The organism is Methylotenera mobilis JLW8 (assembly GCF_000023705.1).
In the GTDB taxonomy this organism is placed as follows: Bacteria; Pseudomonadota; Gammaproteobacteria; order Burkholderiales; family Methylophilaceae; genus Methylotenera; species Methylotenera mobilis.
Genome location: NC_012968.1, coordinates 1,909,122 through 1,927,152 on the forward strand (window position 1 = coordinate 1,909,122; position 18,031 = coordinate 1,927,152).

The 18,031-nt window shown below is 46.3% G+C and carries 19 protein-coding genes and 2 tRNA genes; 9 read left to right on the forward strand and 12 right to left on the reverse strand.

From position 1 onward, the window contains the following. Positions 1 to 2 precede the first annotated feature (2 nt). From MMOL_RS08820 to MMOL_RS08870, 11 genes are all read right to left on the reverse strand, one after another. Positions 3 to 443: a response regulator gene (locus MMOL_RS08820; RefSeq protein ID WP_015832680.1), complete on the reverse strand. Its 441-nt coding sequence runs from the start codon at positions 441 to 443 to the stop codon at positions 3 to 5. Next, on the reverse strand, positions 418 to 1,926 hold the full coding sequence (locus tag MMOL_RS08825; protein ID WP_015832681.1) for a sensor histidine kinase: 1,509 nt from the start codon (positions 1,924 to 1,926) through the stop codon (positions 418 to 420). Before MMOL_RS08825 ends, MMOL_RS08820 begins: the two co-directional genes overlap by 26 nt. 388 nt (positions 1,927 to 2,314) lie before the next feature. Next, positions 2,315 to 4,006, reverse strand: coding sequence for a cation:proton antiporter domain-containing protein (locus MMOL_RS08830; RefSeq protein ID WP_015832682.1), 1,692 nt, complete (start codon positions 4,004 to 4,006; stop codon positions 2,315 to 2,317). 369 nt (positions 4,007 to 4,375) lie between these two features. Beyond that, on the reverse strand, positions 4,376 to 4,621 hold the full coding sequence (locus tag MMOL_RS08835) for a hypothetical protein (RefSeq protein ID WP_015832683.1): 246 nt from the start codon (positions 4,619 to 4,621) through the stop codon (positions 4,376 to 4,378). A 9-nt stretch (positions 4,622 to 4,630) separates the two neighbouring features. Continuing rightward, positions 4,631 to 4,903, reverse strand: coding sequence for a GIY-YIG nuclease family protein (locus MMOL_RS08840; RefSeq protein ID WP_015832684.1), 273 nt, complete (start codon positions 4,901 to 4,903; stop codon positions 4,631 to 4,633). 117 nt (positions 4,904 to 5,020) lie between these two features. Beyond that, on the reverse strand, positions 5,021 to 5,410 hold the full coding sequence (gloA, locus tag MMOL_RS08845; protein WP_015832685.1) for a lactoylglutathione lyase: 390 nt from the start codon (positions 5,408 to 5,410) through the stop codon (positions 5,021 to 5,023). A gap of 61 nt (positions 5,411 to 5,471) precedes the next feature. Then, positions 5,472 to 5,723: a YfhL family 4Fe-4S dicluster ferredoxin gene (locus MMOL_RS08850; protein ID WP_015832686.1), complete on the reverse strand. Its 252-nt coding sequence runs from the start codon at positions 5,721 to 5,723 to the stop codon at positions 5,472 to 5,474. 3 nt (positions 5,724 to 5,726) lie between these two features. Next, positions 5,727 to 6,227 carry a pantetheine-phosphate adenylyltransferase gene (gene coaD / locus MMOL_RS08855; RefSeq protein WP_015832687.1) on the reverse strand — a complete coding sequence of 167 codons (501 nt, stop codon included), beginning with the start codon at positions 6,225 to 6,227 and terminating at the stop codon, positions 5,727 to 5,729. Further along, entirely contained in the window at positions 6,214 to 6,786 is a 573-nt protein-coding gene (gene rsmD, locus MMOL_RS08860; RefSeq protein WP_015832688.1) for a 16S rRNA (guanine(966)-N(2))-methyltransferase RsmD, read from the reverse strand. The genes coaD and rsmD overlap by 14 nt, the downstream gene beginning before the upstream one ends. Positions 6,787 to 6,929: 143 nt before the next feature. After that, positions 6,930 to 8,270 (reverse strand): M16 family metallopeptidase, encoded by a 1,341-nt coding sequence (locus tag MMOL_RS08865; RefSeq protein WP_015832689.1) that lies wholly within the window; start codon positions 8,268 to 8,270, stop codon positions 6,930 to 6,932. Between the two features lie 52 nt (positions 8,271 to 8,322). Then, positions 8,323 to 9,648, reverse strand: coding sequence for a M16 family metallopeptidase (locus MMOL_RS08870; RefSeq protein WP_015832690.1), 1,326 nt, complete (start codon positions 9,646 to 9,648; stop codon positions 8,323 to 8,325). A 376-nt stretch (positions 9,649 to 10,024) separates the two neighbouring features. Between MMOL_RS08870 and ftsY the strand changes: the two genes are divergently transcribed. From ftsY to MMOL_RS08900, 6 genes are all read left to right on the forward strand, one after another. Continuing rightward, on the forward strand, positions 10,025 to 11,035 hold the full coding sequence (gene ftsY, locus MMOL_RS08875) for a signal recognition particle-docking protein FtsY (protein ID WP_015832691.1): 1,011 nt from the start codon (positions 10,025 to 10,027) through the stop codon (positions 11,033 to 11,035). An 82-nt stretch (positions 11,036 to 11,117) separates the two neighbouring features. Further along, the gene (gene ftsE / locus MMOL_RS08880) at positions 11,118 to 11,831 is read left to right on the forward strand and encodes a cell division ATP-binding protein FtsE (RefSeq protein WP_015832692.1); all 714 of its coding nucleotides are present in this window, start codon (positions 11,118 to 11,120) and stop codon (positions 11,829 to 11,831) included. Beyond that, on the forward strand, positions 11,828 to 12,748 hold the full coding sequence (gene ftsX, locus MMOL_RS08885; RefSeq protein WP_015832693.1) for a permease-like cell division protein FtsX: 921 nt from the start codon (positions 11,828 to 11,830) through the stop codon (positions 12,746 to 12,748). The genes ftsE and ftsX overlap by 4 nt, the downstream gene beginning before the upstream one ends. A gap of 189 nt (positions 12,749 to 12,937) precedes the next feature. Then, entirely contained in the window at positions 12,938 to 13,270 is a 333-nt protein-coding gene (locus MMOL_RS08890) for a PepSY domain-containing protein (protein WP_015832694.1), read from the forward strand. A gap of 3 nt (positions 13,271 to 13,273) precedes the next feature. Next, positions 13,274 to 13,939 carry a response regulator transcription factor gene (locus tag MMOL_RS08895; RefSeq protein WP_015832695.1) on the forward strand — a complete coding sequence of 222 codons (666 nt, stop codon included), beginning with the start codon at positions 13,274 to 13,276 and terminating at the stop codon, positions 13,937 to 13,939. Then, positions 13,939 to 15,270 (forward strand): sensor histidine kinase, encoded by a 1,332-nt coding sequence (locus MMOL_RS08900; protein ID WP_015832696.1) that lies wholly within the window; start codon positions 13,939 to 13,941, stop codon positions 15,268 to 15,270. The genes MMOL_RS08895 and MMOL_RS08900 overlap by 1 nt, the downstream gene beginning before the upstream one ends. 14 nt (positions 15,271 to 15,284) lie before the next feature. On the opposite strand, the gene MMOL_RS08905 is transcribed toward MMOL_RS08900, so the two are convergent. Continuing rightward, the gene (locus tag MMOL_RS08905) at positions 15,285 to 15,614 is read right to left on the reverse strand and encodes a PepSY domain-containing protein (RefSeq protein ID WP_015832697.1); all 330 of its coding nucleotides are present in this window, start codon (positions 15,612 to 15,614) and stop codon (positions 15,285 to 15,287) included. Between the two features lie 338 nt (positions 15,615 to 15,952). Here MMOL_RS08905 and MMOL_RS08910 point away from each other — a divergent pair, with 338 nt between their 5' ends. The 3 genes from MMOL_RS08910 (at position 15,953) to MMOL_RS08920 (ending at position 18,027) form a co-directional block, all read left to right on the forward strand. Continuing rightward, positions 15,953 to 17,662, forward strand: a complete 1,710-nt coding sequence (locus MMOL_RS08910) for a diguanylate cyclase domain-containing protein (RefSeq protein ID WP_015832699.1) — start codon at positions 15,953 to 15,955, stop codon at positions 17,660 to 17,662. A gap of 143 nt (positions 17,663 to 17,805) precedes the next feature. Beyond that, positions 17,806 to 17,881, forward strand: a tRNA-Val gene (locus MMOL_RS08915). Between the two features lie 69 nt (positions 17,882 to 17,950). Continuing rightward, positions 17,951 to 18,027 (forward strand) — tRNA-Asp (locus tag MMOL_RS08920). Positions 18,028 to 18,031 lie beyond the last annotated feature (4 nt).

Below are 18,031 nucleotides of genomic sequence, written 5' to 3' on the forward strand. Positions count from 1 at the left end.
AATTAATCCTTACTAACTGGCAACTCTACCAGTCTCCAGTAATGTTCAATTAGGCTAATCACCTCGAGAAAATCTCTATCCATGTGCTGCTTAAATACATACCCAGCAATATGTTTTCGATAGGCTGCAACTAAGTCCTCATCAGACTTAGATGTAGTCAAAACAAACACTACGGAATGTGTAAGTAATGGGTCTGTACGCAACACCTGCAGAAATTCCAATCCGCCCATGCGGGGCATATTGAGATCAAGCAAAATAATATAAGGTTGTGGAACACTGTTTGAACGTAACATATCCAGTGCTTCTTGACCATCTCGTGCGCGGTAAACTGTATTTAACAATTTAAGTTTTCGCAATGCACGCTCTAAGGCAATGGCATCAATATCATCATCATCCACCACTAGAAGTGTTACTTCCCTATAGTTTTTCTGGAGTGTTTGCAATGCTCCCTCTCCCTTCAATCTTTATAGGCCAAGTAAATCGAATACTGGTTCCGCGAATGCCTGTTGAAATGACACAAACATGACCACCATAGGTCTCTACAATTTTCTTTACAAGTGCCAACCCCATGCCGCTACCTTCTACTTCATCTCGTGGCCTCAATGTCTGGAACATGACAAAAACCCGCTCATGGTATTCTGGTGGAATCCCTGGCCCATCATCTGTAACGCTAAATTCGTAGTGATTCTTATCTTTGATTTCGCAATCTAACTTTATAGTGCCAATTGGACTATCATGATGTTTAATTGCATTGGTGAAAAGATTGCGTAAAACTTGCTCCAACGGAGTAGCTAGAGTGGTAAATATGGGAAGATCGTCAGCAAGCAAAAGTTTAAATCCATCTGGCGGGGCCTGCATTTCGAATATATTCTGCGCCAGCATTCCAATATCTATTTCACTGAGGCCACCTTCAAGACGACCCGCACGAGAATATGCGAGTAAGTCGTCTAGTAGATGCTCCATACGGCGAAGGCGTCCACGTAGTAAATTCATATGACTTGGAATAGATGCCGAATCTGCTTTGCCAAGATCTTCTTCAATCCATTGGGATATCTGAAAAATACCTCGCAATGGTGACTTTAGGTCGTGTGACGCAATATAAGCAAACGTTGCAAGCTCCTTATTACTTCGCTCCAGCTCTTCGTGATGTTCAGCAAGTTTTATACTTGCTTTTACTCGTTCTGATATATCGGTAATCGCTGAGAGTACTTTGATACCGTCTTCGGTTTCGATTGGATTAAGCCCTACTTCAACAGGAAACTCACTACCATCTTTGCGGCGACCAAATAGATCGCGACCAACTCCCATGGCTCTAGGCTGCAAATCTGAAAAGAAAGAATCCCGATGATGTGAATGTTGGTGACGAAATCTTTCAGGTAGTAGGCAATCAATGGACTGCCCAAGTAGCTCGGCTCGATTGTATCCAAAAATAATCTCAGTCTGTGTGTTCACCAACTCAATTAGGCCAGACTTATTAACCATGACCATTGCATTTGGTGCTGCTTCTACTACTTTGCGGAAGCGCTCTTCCATTCTTTTTCGTTCTGATATATCGGTAATCGCTGAGAGTACTTTGATACCGTCTTCGGTTTCGATTGGATTAAGCCCTACTTCAACAGGAAACTCACTACCATCTTTGCGGCGACCAAATAGATCGCGACCAACTCCCATGGCTCTAGGCTGCAAATCTGAAAAGAAAGAATCCCGATGATGTGAATGTTGGTGACGAAATCTTTCAGGTAGTAGGCAATCAATGGACTGCCCAAGTAGCTCGGCTCGATTGTATCCAAAAATAATCTCAGCCTGTGTGTTCACCAACTCAATTAGGCCAGACTTATTAACCATGACCATTGCATTTGGTGCTGCTTCGACCACTTTGCGGAAAAGAATATCTGCTCGGTTTATATCACTAATATGATTACTCATGATATCGCCTTTTCTTGATTTATCTTAATCGGCCACCACTGAAAACCTTACTTTAAATATGGTTATAACTTTATATATCAATTAGTTAATGACTTAACTATATCCTTAATTGGTATATAAATGTTAATAAAATTATGACTTTTTTGGTTTGATTCCCCTAATACATTTTATAAATTACTTTATATCCATCAGCAATTTTTAAACTTTTTCTCTTATCCTCAAATAAAATTCACGATATTCGACAGATCTGAGAAATGGGCATGTCAAATAATTTCAGACGTCTGCGAAGAGCACGTTACTCTCTGAAAAAGCGCAACTAATGAATGTTAGCTTTATGTAAATTGCTTGTAACTTCTCGCCCTAGCTTAAATGAAAGACTTAGCTAAAATTATTTAGGCGCAAATTGGTTCACCACAAATTTGGACATACCAACCGCCAGCTCTTCTTCCCCGTAAAACACTGTGCCTAAGTTATCTTTACGCAATAACTCAGATTCATCTTCATTATGCGTCCGTAACACAATTTCAATTTCCGGCCGTAGCGCTTTAGCGGTATCCACCATCTTGCGAACATCAATCGGCTCAGGCGTTGCCACTACCAACATAGAGGCATTAGCAATGTGTGCCTGGATTAACACACCAGGTTCAGATGCGTTACCAGAAACAGCAGGGATACCCTTCTTACGCAAACTTTCCACAATGGCCCGATTCTGCTCGGCAACAACAAAAGGAATATTGTGTTCCTTTAACTCGTTGGCAATACGGCTGCCAACTCTTCCGTAACCCACTAGCACCACCTGCCCTTCCAAATACTTACGCTCGGTACTCATCGGCAATTCAGCATAAGGGTCTGCCCTAGTTTCAAGCTCGCGCGCATAACTTGAGAGTCCTACCAGCCATTTTCTGAATGGCATAATGGCGGAAAACAATAAAGGGTTAATCGCAATAGAAATTAACGCACCGGCCAAAATCAGGCTCATACCCTCGGCCGGCAGAATGCCTAGCGATACACCTAAGCCCGCCAAGATAAATGAGAACTCGCCGATTTGTGCAAGACTGGCGGCAACTACCAGCGCAGTATTGAGCGGATAACGGAAGGCCAGTGTAATCGCCATTGCTGCAATTGACTTACCGACGATAATCACCGCAACTACCGCAAGCACGCTCAATGGCTTACTTAGCAGAATAGATGGCTGAAACAGCATCCCCACTGAAACAAAGAACAGCACAGCGAATGCGTCTCTTAGCGGCAATGACTCCTGCGCGGCACGATGGCTAAACTCAGACTCACGCATCACCATGCCGGCAAAGAAGGCGCCTAATGCAAATGAAACGCTAAACAGCGCAGCGGCACCGTAGGCAATACCAATAGCAGCCGATATCACCGATAGGGTAAAAAGCTCGCGAGAGCCTGTTTTAGCCACGTGCCATAGTAGCCATGGCAACAGACGCTTACCAACCACCAACATAATCACGATAAATGCAGCCACTTGCAATAGCGTCATGCCGAGAGTTTGCCAGATTGAGGTAGCTCCGCCATCTACCGCGGTGCCACCCAATAAACTTGCTAAAGGCGGCAACAGCACCAATACCAACACCGTCAGCAAATCTTCCACCACCAACCAGCCTATCGTAATTTTAGCGTTGATGCTTTGCATCAGGTTTCTCGACTCCAGCGCCCTTAAAAGCACAACGGTACTAGCACAAGACAGCGCCAAGCCAAATACCAAGCCTTCACCAAACGTCCACCCCCAAGTATTAGCCACGTACATCCCAAGTACGGTGGCAATACTCATTTGCACAATGGCACCCGGAATAGCGATACGTTTCACCGACATTAAGTCATCAATGGAGAAGTGTAGCCCGACACCAAACATCAGCAGCATGACGCCAATTTCTGATAATTGAGATGCAATATGGGCATCAGCCACAAAACCAGGGGTGGCGGGGCCAATCAACATGCCGGCAACCAAATAACCTACCAAGGCGGATAGCTTAAAGCGCTCGGCAATAAAACCAAAAATTAATGCAAGGCCAAATCCGGCGGCGATAGTACTAATGAGTGTGACGTTATGATCCATAGGCCTTTACACCTTTATCGTGCTAACCATTTGGTTAGCGTTTATTTGAGTTATTTTCTTGATGATGTTTTAAGCACTGGTTAGGTAGTCGTCTTACTTATGCTTACTTACCTACCTAACACACTGGCACAACAACTGCTTGATGATGAAGAACAATCTAAATATCGCAGCAATTTAAATACCGTAACAATCTAGCATCGCACTTAATATCATACACACTACAGATACCATCCTAAGTACGAGCAAGACATAAGTGCAGACAAGATATGTTTACATATCGTTCTGATTATTTAGATTAAACTTTTTATTTAGGTTGAACCATTTATTCAGATTAGACTTTTTGTTCAGACTAAACTTAAGACTTATTGTTCAGACCAAACTTTGGTAAATCGCCCCCAACTCAGCCTCAATATCAGCAAAGTCCTGATAGTTGTGCCCAGAACCGCGCGCATACCAATACTTGCTATTCCACTCGTCGCCCTCTATCTTATGTAGCACGGCGTGCAGCCAATTGGCAGTAGGGCTACTACAATCCTGCGCGATTTGATGCGCCGCATCCCAATCCCCTGCCTGCGCAGCCTGTACGGCTTTTAATAGAGCAACTTTATCCGCCATTAGTTAACCTCATATGTCAGCTTCAAAGAAATTGAGTTTTTTATGCCTAGGTAAACTTTTTAACTGTGCCTCGGCCACACTGGCAGTCGAGCGATTCGGGTAAGGCTTAGTTGCTAGTATTTTAACTGGCGGGTTGGCACGAGTGTAACGCGCACCTTTACCTGCCACATGAGCAGAGAATCTTGAGGCCAAATCATTGGTAATACCTGCGTAATAGGCACCATTCTTACACTCTAGCAGATATAACACCCAAGATTGACTGATTGCATTGGCAGATGTCATCTCAATCACCGTCTAGTTAATCTACTGCAAAATCGAATATGAACGTAGCGCTCTGGCGCAGACGGTACAAGCTCAGTAAACAAAGGTAACAAATTCTCGCTTGATTAAGCGATAGAATCAGTAAGTACCAGCCTGAATAAACTCGACTTTATAGCCATCTGGGTCTTCGATGAAAGCAATCACGGTAGTGCCGTGCATCATCGGGCCAGCCTCACGCACCACTTTGCCCCCTGCATTACGTACCGCTTCGCAGGCTTTGTAAGCATCATCTACTTCAATCGCAATATGGCCGTAAGCCTTGCCCATATCGTAGCTTTCTACACCGTAGTTGTAGGTCAGCTCTAATACGGTATGGTCGCTCTCGGCACCGTAGCCCACAAAAGCCAGAGTAAACTGACCATCCGGGTAATCGTGCTGACGTAAGAGCTTCATGCCTAGCACTTCGGTATAAAACTTAATGGAGCGCTCCATGTTACCAACACGAAGCATAGTATGTAGCATGCGCATTTGCTTATCCTTATTATTAGCTCGATAATTATTAACTCGTTGATTCTTAATGAGATGACGCTTAATTAGAAGCAGTTATCTTATGATACTTTTCCATCAGTTGTTCTTTAGATTCGACTTTATCCGGATCACGCGGGATACAGTCTATCGGGCACACCTGCTGACATTGCGGCTTGTCATAGTGCCCTACACATTCGGTACATAAATCCGGGTTGATCTCGTAGATCTCTTCACCTTGATAAATCGCAGTATTGGGGCATGCTGGCTCGCATACGTCGCAATTAATGCATTCATCTGTAATCATTAACGCCATAAACTAAAGACTCACTTTTAATTTCTTCACAATCGCATCTTCAACTGATTTAGACACGAACTGATCTACCGCACCGCCTAACTTAGCCACTTCACGCACCAGGCTTGAAGAGACGAACATATACTGTTCTGAAGGCGTTAAAAACAGTGTTTCTAACTTAGGGTAAAGTTTACGGTTCATACCTGCCAGTTGAAACTCGTATTCAAAGTCTGAAGCAGCACGCAGACCACGTATTACCACTTGTGCGGATTGGTCTTGCACAAACTGCATCAGCAAACCGCTAAAACCCACGACTTTGACATTGTCGTAAGAGGTAAACAAATCTTGCGCTAATGCCACGCGTTCTTCTAGGTTAAACAAGGTGCTTTTACTGGTGCTGCCTGCAACAGCAACCACAACCTCATCAAACAAATAAGCGGCACGACGGACAAGGTCTTCATGCCCTAAAGTAATCGGGTCGAAAGTGCCGGGGTAAACAGCAATGCGTTTTTTAGTTTGTGTCATGGCTGGTATCATCGCGCAATTTTAGCAGATGATAAAAAACATTACCTGCTTTACTCTGTTTAAATACTTGCCATGTGTGGTCATCAACCAATGCATACTCAGCCTCCACATAGACTACGCCCTGCTCACTTAACCGCTTGGGCAACTGCACGAGTATTTTGTCTAACCAGCCCTGGTGATAGGGCGGATCTACAAAAATCACATCAAACGATTCCTGATTTTTATCTAAAAAAGCCAACGCATCCAGATTCAACACCTGTGCAGCATCCGCCTTGAGCGTGGACTTATTGTCTAACAGCGCTCTATACACGGCCGTGGCTTTCTCTACCAACACCACAGATTGCGCATTGCGTGATAACGCTTCAAACCCCATCACCCCAGTACCAGCAAACAAATCCAGGCACTTCTTACCGGTAAGGTCTTGCCCCAACCAATTGAATACAGTTTGCCGGACACGTTCTGGCGTGGGGCGCAAGCCTTGCGCATCGGGAAACTTGAGTAAGCGGCTGCGCCACTCACCCGCATTGATGCGTACAGTATTTAGTTTTTTTTCGGCCATATAAATGCGGTGCGATTGATTACAATAAACCGCATTTTACTACTAATTTACATCATACCTTAGGCAAATAAAGGCATCATCGCTACTCAGCAAGCAGCGCATTTAAACACAACAAAATGACGCCATAAGTTATTTTGCGAGAGTTACTGCGCGTTAGGGTCGCCCACAATGACGGTAACAAAATTCTGCGTATTGAGTCGTCGATTAAACGCATCTTTAATTTGCGCAGCCGTTACGTTCTCCACTCTTTTATTGTAGCCATCCAAATAGTTGAGCGGTAACTTATAAAAACCAATCACACTCAGGTAATCCAAAATCTTCTTATTGCTATCAATGCGCATTGGGAAGCCGCCAATAATATTGGCTTTAGCCGCTTTTAACTCCGCTTCAGTGACACCATTTTTAAGAAATTTGTCTAAGGTTTCGCGCACCAACGCTAGCGCCGCCTCTGCTTGATCCTTCTTGGTTTGCAAGCCGATTTGAAATGGGCCCGCTTCCGTCATTGGCATAAAGTAGCTATACACGCTGTACACTAGACCACGCTTCTCGCGTACCTCTTCGGTGAGCCTAGACACAAAGCCACCGCCACCTAAAATATAGTTACCCACGTAGAGTGGGAACAAGTCAGGATCATTGCGTTTAATGCCGGTATACCCTAATAAAATGTGCGACTGCGATGCAGGGTGCGCAATGCGCTGCTCTTTCGGCTGACTAGGCGCCATGACGGGTGCAATCGGCGCTGGTGCTGACGATGCAGGCAAACCCACGCTAATGCTTTCCGCAATTTTCTGTGCTTGCTCGCGTGTTACATCTCCGATAATAGCAATCACCGCGCCCTTAGCACCATAATACTGCTGGTAAAATGCGTTTAAATCATCACGCTTAATCGCGGCCACTGTGTCAATTTCACCGCTATCATCCAGACTGTAGGGATGAGTACCATACAGTGCGGACATAAATGCTTTACTCGAAATGCTTTCCGGCTGGGTGGCAGATTCTTGCAAGCCTGAAATAATGCGTGCTTTCTCACGCGCCAGCACTGCATCAGGAAAATCAGGCTTTTGCATAATCTGTGTAAACACATTGAGCGCCTGTGCTTGCTCACGCTCACTGCTTAAAGTACGTAGCGATAACGCCGCACGGTCTGCATCAAAACTGCCGCCCAACACCGCACCTACATCTGCAAATTTTTTCGCAATGACTTCATCCGTCATGCCGGCGGCACCTAGTGTCATTAAGTAACGCGTAATACTCGCCACACCAGACTTTTCTGCCGTATCACGTGCACTGCCCGCAGCAAAATTCACACTCAAGTCTAAAATCGGCAAATCATGGTTCTCTACAAAATACACAGCGGAACCAGCCGATGTTTGCCATTGCTGAATGTTAACTGCGGCCTGTGCGCTGGTTGCAGTAAACATCATCCCAGTGCTAGCCATCAGAAAACCTGTTGTCACTATTCTTTTTATAAATTGCAAACTCATTATTTTTACCTTAAAAATCAAAGCGTAATAGTTAATAAAGTGTAATGTTTAACTAATGCACGTGCGGCTTACCCTGAGGCTTAGCATCAGGGGAAATCGGCTGCGGATCCAATGTCGCAATCGTGAGGTTATCTTGCAACAAATATTTTTTTGCTACCGCCTGCACTTGCTCAGCAGTCACTGCGCGCAACTTGTTAGGGTAGTCTTCCAATATTTTCCAGGAAAAACCGATGGTTTCTATGGTCCCCAACTGCATCGCCTGATAAAACATGGAATCACGTTGGTACACATCCGCAGCAATCACACCAGCTTTCACACGATCTAACTCTTGCTGCGACACGCCTGTTTGCTTAATTTTTTCAACCTGTTGGATTAATGCCTGCTCTAAGTCGCGCACGGTTTTACCTTCGCTCGGCGTGCCATCTAATGAAAATAAGCTTTGGCGACCACGCGCTAATAAATCGTAGCCAGCATCTACATCTATCGCCAATTGCGTATCGCGCACCAAGCTTTGATTTAAACGTGCAGCGGGGTTACCACTTAGCACACCGGCTAACACCTCCAGTGCATAAGGCTCCCAATCGGCCTCAGGGTTAATCACCGGGGGCACATGGTAGCCCATCAACAAATACGGTAATTTTGCTGGCGCCTTCACCACTACACGGCGCTCGCCTATTTGCGCAGGCTCCACTTGAGGCTTACGCTCAGGCAATGCTTTGGGTTTAATTTTGCCAAAGTACTGTTTCGCCAACTGATAAACCTCATCGGCTTTCACATCGCCCACTACTACTAGCGTAGCGTTATTGGGCGCATACCAGTTGTGGTACCACTCGCGCGCATCCGCTACAGTCATATTTTCCAGGTCATTCATAAACCCAATTACCGGGCGCGAATACGGGTGTGCGCGATACGCTACCCCCTGAAATGCCTCATTCACTTGTGATTGTGGCTTATCATCGGTACGCCAGCGACGCTCCTCCATCACCACCTTAATCTCTTTGGCAAACTCCTCCTCAGTCAGCTGCAGATTCTCCATACGGTCAGCCTCCAGCTTGAAGGATAAGGGCAAGTGCGATTTTTCTAACTGCTGAAAGTAGCAAGTGTAGTCGGTACTGGTAAATGCATTTTCTTTACCGCCGGCAGCGGCGACTAAGCGTGAAAACTGGCCGGCCGGCACACTTTTTGTGCCTTTAAACATCATATGTTCCAGCACATGTGCTACACCGGTTTTACCGTTCACTTCATCCAGGCTGCCTGCGCGGTACCACACTTGAGACACCACGACCGGTGCACGATGGTCTTCCTGCACCACTAATTTAAGGCCGTTATCCAGCTTAAACTCTTTGATGAGCGGATTTGCAAACACGGTAATCGGCATTACTAACAAAAGTAGTAAAAGGCTTTTTGTACGCACAGGACTTAATCTCCAGTTATTTTTATCAATTTGGAACGGGCAAACTAGTAAACGGGCAAACTGGCCAGTTTAGCTGATGCATAGAATCAGCTTTTGGGACAAGGATACCATTGAGTTAGTTCAGATGACTTAATTTAGTTCAGATGGCTTGGTTCAGGCGAACAAGCATCTATATAAATTACTATCGCCACGCCAAGACGCAGCAATTAAGTTGCGGCAATATTAACATTTGGCAACCTACAATTAAAAATACATAGATTCATTAACATACATCAAATGAACTGGTTTGCCACAGGCGAAATTAAGCTAAAATAGTGCTACTAAACTCAGTTAAAAACTTATGTTCGATTTTTTCAAAAAAGACAAAACACCTGCCAGCCCAGAAGCCAGTCCTGCGGTCGCGAGCGCAAACTCCAATCCAAGCTCAAGTCCCAACCCAAGCCTAAGTTGGACGGCGCGCTTAAAACAGGGGTTAGCAAAAACCAGAAACCAACTGGGCAACCAACTTGCCAGTATTTTTGGCGGCGGAAAAATTGATGCCGAAGTCTACGAAGAATTAGAAACCATATTGCTTACGTCGGATGTGGGCATCAATGCAACGCAGCATTTGCTGGATGACATTAAAGGCCGGGTAAAGCGTCAAAGTCTGGATGATACTGTGCAGCTCAAAGCCGCATTAAAAGACGCGCTCTCTGACTTACTGTCACCGCTAGAGCAGCCACTAGCCACCAGCAAGCATCAGCCATTTATCATTATGCTGGCTGGTGTAAACGGCGCTGGGAAAACCACCACCATAGGCAAATTAGCCAAGCAATTTCAATCAGAAGGCAAAAGCGTACTAATTGCCGCCGGTGATACTTTTAGAGCAGCGGCACGCGAGCAGCTGCAAGTGTGGGGCGAGCGCAACAACGTGCACGTGGTTGCGCAAACCAGTGGCGACCCTGCTGCAGTGATGTTTGACGCGATCAACTCGGCACGCGCTAAAAATATCGATATCGTGCTGGCGGACACTGCTGGGCGCTTACCAACACAAATGCACCTGATGGATGAAATTGCTAAAGTAAAACGAGTGATGGATAAAGCTTTACCTGGTGCGCCGCACGAGGTGTTACTGGTGCTGGATGCTAACACCGGGCAAAACGCGGTGTCGCAAGTAAAGATTTTTGATGACGCGTTAGGCGTAACTGGCTTGGTACTGAGCAAGCTGGATGGCACGGCAAAAGGCGGTGTGATTGCTGCCATCGCACAGGCGCGCCCTATCCCCATTCGCTACATTGGTATCGGCGAGGCCATTGACGACCTCAGGCCGTTTAACGCCAATGAGTTTATTGATGCCATGCTTGACGCATAAACTATTTTTAATCCGCACACATAGATTAAAACCGAAATACACGGATTAAGACCCAAATAATAGATAAGACTAAAACACCAGCATGATTCAATTTGATAAAGTCACCAAGCGCTACCCCGGCAGCGATGAGATACTCAAAAACATTAGCTTTAATATTAATGCTGGTGAGTTTGTATTTCTTACCGGCCAATCCGGCGCGGGTAAAAGCACACTGCTAAAACTGATCGCGGCAACCGAGCGCCCAACCAGTGGCACTGTATTGATTGCCAATCAGAATGTCAGCCAATTAAAGCCGTCTGCCATCCCATTCCTGCGCCGTCGTTTTGGTTTGATCTTTCAGGATCACAAACTGCTCTACGATAGAAATTGTTTTGAGAACGTCATTTTACCTTTGCATATCAATGGTATCACCGGACAAGAAGCCGCCAAGCGCGTACGTGCCGCGCTAGATAAAGTAGGCTTGCTGCATAAAGAAAAAGCCATGCCGATTACATTATCCGGCGGCGAACAGCAGCGTTTGGCCATCGCCCGCGCCGTGGTCAGCCGCCCTTCTATCCTGCTGGCAGATGAGCCAACCGGCAATTTAGATGCAAGCTACGCCGCAGACATTATGGCAATTTTCTATGCCTTTAACCAAGTGGGGGTCACGGTGATTATGTCTACGCATGACGCACTGGGCATGAGTGCGACGCAAAACCGCGTGCTGCACATTAACCAAGGCACACTGAGCGAGCCGTCACTAGGCACAACTAATTTCAACCAAGAGTCATCTGCTATCGAGCGCTTTACATCATGAGTAACTGGCTAAACCAACATATCCAAACCCTTAAGCTAGTGCTCAGCCGTATGCAGGCCAACATGCTGTCAACCTTTATGATTTGTTTGGTGATTGGGGTGGCCATGTGTCTGCCTAGCCTGTTTTACTTGGCGGTAGATAACTTATCAAAACTCACAGACCATATACAAAAAGATACCGAAATCAGCCTATTTCTCAAGGTAGATACCGGTGCTGATGCAATTAAAAAGCTGGAGCGTCAGTTGGCGCAAAACCAGGAGATTGATCGCTTTCATTTGGTGACTAAAGAAGAAGCGTGGCAGCAACTGCAGCTTAAATCGCAAAGCAATCAGGACGTGAACGATGCGGTTTCGCAACTGGGTAAAAATCCTCTACCGGATGCCTTTTTTATTCAAGCCAAGTCTGCCGATCCAGAGCGCTTGATTCAACTCAAAGACTCCCTGCAAAACCTGCCTAATGTCGAGCTAGCATTACTGAATACCGAGTGGGTAAAACGCCTATCATCGTTATTAAGCCTGGGTAAAAAGCTCATCACGATGATTGCTGGCCTATTAGCAATAGTGCTGCTGGTGATTATCGGCAATACCGTACGTATGCAAATCTTAACGCAAAAAGATGAAATTGAAGTGAGCAACCTGATTGGCGCCACCAGTAGCTTTATACGCATGCCGTTTCTGTATGCGGGCGCGCTGTACGGCCTATTTGGCGGCTTACTTGCCGTGCTAATGCTGATGGGCATCATTCACGCATTCAATGTCTCCATGTCGCAAATTGCACATCTATACAGCAACGATTTCAGCTTATCACTTTTTAATTTTCAGCTATTTCTGGCTGTCATTTTGGCTGCAATTGGCATAGGCTGGTCGGGCTCATACATCGCCGTATCACGCGCAATTGCCAGCTACAAAATCAACTAACCATCTTAGCCGTATAGCACACGCTAAAAGATGTGCCGGAACGCCTGAGCAAGTCAGGCGTCTACATATCAAGCACCATCATTCAGCTTGAGTTAAGCTTACGCTTGCACAATATCGTTACTTAACACTTGACTTAAACTCTTGGAGTTTTGGACGAAGGCGACCACTCGCCCCACGCCAACACAGCAGATGATGATAAAAAAACTCAGCATTCTTGTATTACTTATTGCAGTCTGCACACTGTTAGCAGGCATGATTGTTTTTACCAACAATTCAGCAAAGGCTGATATTAATCAGCAAACCGCGCGCCAGTTATTGAGTACAGGGCAAATCCTGCCTTTAGAAAAAATCACGAAACTAGCCAAATCTATCAAGCCAGGTGAGGTTTTAGAAGCTGAGTTGGAGCGAAAAAAAGGTATCTATGTTTATGAGGTAGAACTGCTGGATGCACGTAGCCAAGTTTGGGAGATCAAACTGGATGCAAAAACTGGCAAACTGCTCAAAATGGAACGCGAGGATTAAGCCATGCGCCTGCTCTTGGTTGAAGACGATCCCATACTCGGCAAGCAGTTGCAAACCAGCCTGCAACGTGCGGGATATGCCACGGATTTAGCCACCGACGGTATAGAGGCAGAAATACAAGGAAAATTAGAGCCTTATGATTTAGCCATACTGGACTTAGGCCTCCCCAAACGCAACGGGCTGGAGATACTGGCGCACTGGCGCAGCGCACAAATCAACACCCCGGTCATTATCCTGACCGCAAGAGGCGGATGGCAGGATAAAGTTGCTGGATTTAACAGCGGCGCCGATGACTATGTTAGCAAACCGTTCCAAATTGAAGAGCTGCTGGCGCGAGTCGGGGCGGTACTCAAGCGCAGCATGCTCAACCGTGCCAGCGAACTGCAGTCAACCCAATTCAAGCTGAACGAACACACGCAAAGCATTATATTTGACGATGGCAACCAGCAGCAGCTTACCAATGTTGAATTCAGGTTGTTGCGCTACTTTATGCTGCACCCTGGGCACATCTTGTCCAAATCAGTATTAACAGAGCATGTCTATGAGTATGATGAAGATAAAGACAGCAACGTGATTGAAGTGTATATCAACCGCCTGCGCCAAAAAATTGGCAGCCAACATATACAAACTAGGCGCGGCCAAGGCTATGTGTTTGGAGTTGCTCCCTAATGCGCTCACTCAAAGACCGGCTATCGTGGAGCATTACGCTTAGCCTGATACTGCTACTGTCGTTGCAATGGCTAGTGGTCAGTTATGCGATTAACAAGCTCAGCGAAGACCAACTCATTAAACGCTTACAGCATGAGGGGGAAAGCCTGCTTGCAAGCACCCAACTCAACACATCCAAGCAACTGGAAATTGACGCGCAACGCTTAAGCGCCATTTACCAGCGCCCATTTTCCGGCAACTATTACGTGGTGATTGCAGGCCAGCAGCGCCTGATTTCCCGTTCATTGTGGGATACCGATATAGATATCAACCCTTTAGCGGCGGGCGCGCAGCAGTTACTTTATCGCCAAGGGCCAGAACAACAGTCCTTGCTGATTGTGGCGCATGGTTACCAAAAACAAGGGCTACCCATCACCATTGCCATCGCAGAAAACCTAGGCCCGTTACAAGCAAGTATCGCGCACTTTCAGCTGATTTATGCCGCAATCTCACTGTTTGGCCTTTTACTGTTGCTCGCCATACAACGGCTGATGATACAGCGCGCGCTACTGCCGTTAAAACAAATGCAAAGCGACATTGCCAAGCTGGAACGTGGTGAGGCCGATCAGCTTGCATCGAAGGGGCCAGAAGAGATTGCACCGCTCATTGCCGAGCTTAACCATCTACTGCATACCGTACAGCAAAAATCTAAACGCTCCAGAGAGTCTTTAGGCAACCTCGCGCACGCCCTGAAGACCAAGCTGACATTGCTGAACCAGACTGCAGAACGCGCAGAAATTGACAGCCTGCCTGAAATTCGTGCATCCATTTACGCAGCAACGGCATCACTAGACCAAATTATTGAACGCGAACTCAAGCGGGCACGTTTAATGGGTAATACCAAGCCGATACAGCAGGTAAACTTAAAAACCGAGCTTGCCCAGTTAGCACATACGATGCGCATGATTTATAAAGCTAAAACAGTGAATATCACCTGGGAAGTTGCCGAAGGCACGCGTTTTCATGGTGATGGTGAAGATTTATTGGAAATACTGGGCAACTTGCTGGATAACGCCTGTAAATGGTGTGCCCGCAATGTATCACTCACGGTCACAGGCAGCGAATCCGCCATTTTTGTGGTGGAAGACGACGGCCCCGGCTGCCCAGTACATGAATTAAACTCGCTCACGCAGCGTGGCTTTAAAGCAGATGAAACCGTTGCCGGCAGTGGCCTAGGACTGGCTATCGTTTACGATATTGCCAATAGCTACGGGGCCAACCTAAGTTTTAGCCGCTCAGCCGCACTAGGCGGCTTACGCGTTGAAATCAGGTTTAACCCACGTAGCACTTAAAACCAGCAGATCGCTTAAAACCAGTCGCGGCTCACGTCGCGCACCGCTCCGGTTTTCGCGTCCACTAAAACCTCCCACTCACGCCCGTCGGCATCAACGATCTCAAACTCGTAATCCCAGCCTTTACCAAACTTTCGGTTTTCCAGCTCCACATCAGCCACTGCACCAGGTTTTGCCGCCAGCGCCTTTGTTTTGGCTTGTTCCAAGGTGATTAAGCCTAACTCTTTAGACACAGCTTCAATTTCATGGATATCGTCATCCGCAAAAGCCAACGGTGATAATAAACTCAGTGCAACCAGAGAGGCTGCTGTAATGGATGCTGATGTATATGATGATCTTTTCATGATGTAAACTCCTTTAATAAATGGTGAACATCACTTTAGGTGCTTAAGCTTAAATCAAGCTTAAAACGCATCGTACATGCACTAAGCAGTTGTCCTTTACGAAAAATATAGGATCCAATCCATAAAGGCATTCTGCACACCTCAACGCTATAAGCACCTACTTACCCATATACTCAATAGGGTCACTTTACCTGTACAGACAATTTTGCTAGAGTGGGATCAAGTACTGAACCTAACGCTTTCAACGCAAATGACGGACGCGTAAACGCCTCCTCATTGACCTGAAAATTGGGCTGATAGTCAATTGTCATTCACAGTGACAAGAACTGAGAAAAGACTTGTTCACACCACTACATATCAAAGATGACCTAGGCATCGCCCAATCGCTCACTTGGCGTTACGTGCTGGCACTCTCTCTCGTAGCAACACTATCAACCGCAGCCTGGTATAGCCTTGAGCTTGTTATCTCAGAACAAAACGGCACAGCGGCGGTTGTCAACGTAAGCGGTCGGCAACGGATGTTAAGCCAGCGCACTGCGCTATTTGCAAATTTATTAGTCACCGCACCCAATCACGAACGCGCAGCGATTCGCCAAAAACTAACAGAGTCGGTCGAGTTGATGGCGGTCTCGCATCACGGCTTGCTGCATGGCAACCCAGAGCTGGGGCTACCCAGCACCATGTCGCCTGCCATTAAAAAAATGTATTACGAGGGTGAGCAACCACTCAATCAACAAGTCAGAACTTACATCAACACGGTGCGTGCATTAATAGCCACGGATAATGACAAGCTAGCCATCGACAACCCAGCCTTGCGTTACATCACCCTGACCGCGCCAACCACTTTGGTTTCATCACTAGATAAAGCCGTACACCAGTACCAATTAGAAGGTGAAGCATCCATCAAGCGTCTGGAAGAAGCAGAAACTGCCTTATGGATAGTCACCCTGCTCCTGCTGGCGCTAGAAGCGATGCTGATTTTCCATCCATTCATCAAGCATATCAAAGTGGTGGTAGGCAAACTCCGGCGCGCTACCGACGAAATCTTGCAAAACCAAGAAACACTGGAGGAAAGAATCAGACAACGTACCTCCGAGCTTGCCAACAGAAGCAAAGCGCTGGCAGAAAGCGAGCAAAAGTTATCGGTGCTGCTAAACAACACCAATATTCATATGTGGGCGTTTGATGGCAAGGTATTTACCTATACCAATAGGCAATGGTTTGACTTTACCGGCCAAAATCCAGAAGATAGCCTAACCATAGAAAAATGGGGTTCAGTCGTGCACCCGGAGGATTTAGCCGAAGCACAGAAAATCTGGCAAGTGGATTTTGAAAAGAAATCTGGCCACGACCATTACTTTAGATTGAAGCGGCATGATGGCGTGTATCGTGACTTCTATTGCCGCGTTACCCCGATTAAAGACGAGAATGGGGCACTGCTCTATCTGCAAGGACATAACCTAGACATCACCGACCGCAAACAGCTGGAAGATGAGGTGCGCCAACTGGCGTTTTACGATGCACTCACCACCCTACCCAATCGGCGCTTACTCAAAGACCGCCTGAACCAAACCATGTCTTTAAGCAAGCGCAGTGGCCGCTACTGTGCGCTCATGTTCCTAGATTTAGATAACTTCAAGCCGATCAATGACACCTACGGCCATGCCTTTGGCGATGCACTGTTGCTTGAAGTAGCGGAGCGCATCAAAAGCTGTGTGCGTCAAACTGACACCGTTGCGCGCTTTGGTGGTGATGAGTTTGTAGTTCTGCTCGGCACGCTAACCACAGACAAAGAGAAATCCGTACAGCAGGCCAACCGCATTGCGGAAAAAATACGCAATGCACTATTAGCACCTTATCTACTGTCATTAAATACACATGATGCAAAATCTACCATTGAACATTTATGTTCTGCCAGCATAGGTGTAGTCGTCTTCGTAAACCACAACTCAAATGAAGAAGAAGTTTTAAAACGCGCAGATGATGCCATGTATGCCGCTAAAGCCGCGGGTCGCAACCAAATTAGACTTGACAGCGACTCCATTTAGTCTCTACAAAACCCAAAAAAATTAGAATCTAGGGACAAAAAATCGTCCCGATAAAAAAAATATCATTTTTATTTAAATTAAGTGAAAAAGGTGTTGATAACATGCCGCATTATCTGTAATATGCGGCCTTCGTTAGTGCTGCAGGGTGCTTAGCTCAGTTGGTAGAGCGTCGCCCTTACAAGGCGAATGTCAGCGGTTCGACCCCGTTAGCACCCACCAAAAATTTGCACTGACGACATTTGAGCTTTAACTGAATATGTATTGATTTTATCTCTACATAAAGTTCAAGGAGTGGTAGTTCAGTTGGTTAGAATACCGGCCTGTCACGCCGGGGGTCGCGGGTTCGAGTCCCGTCCACTCCGCCAACAT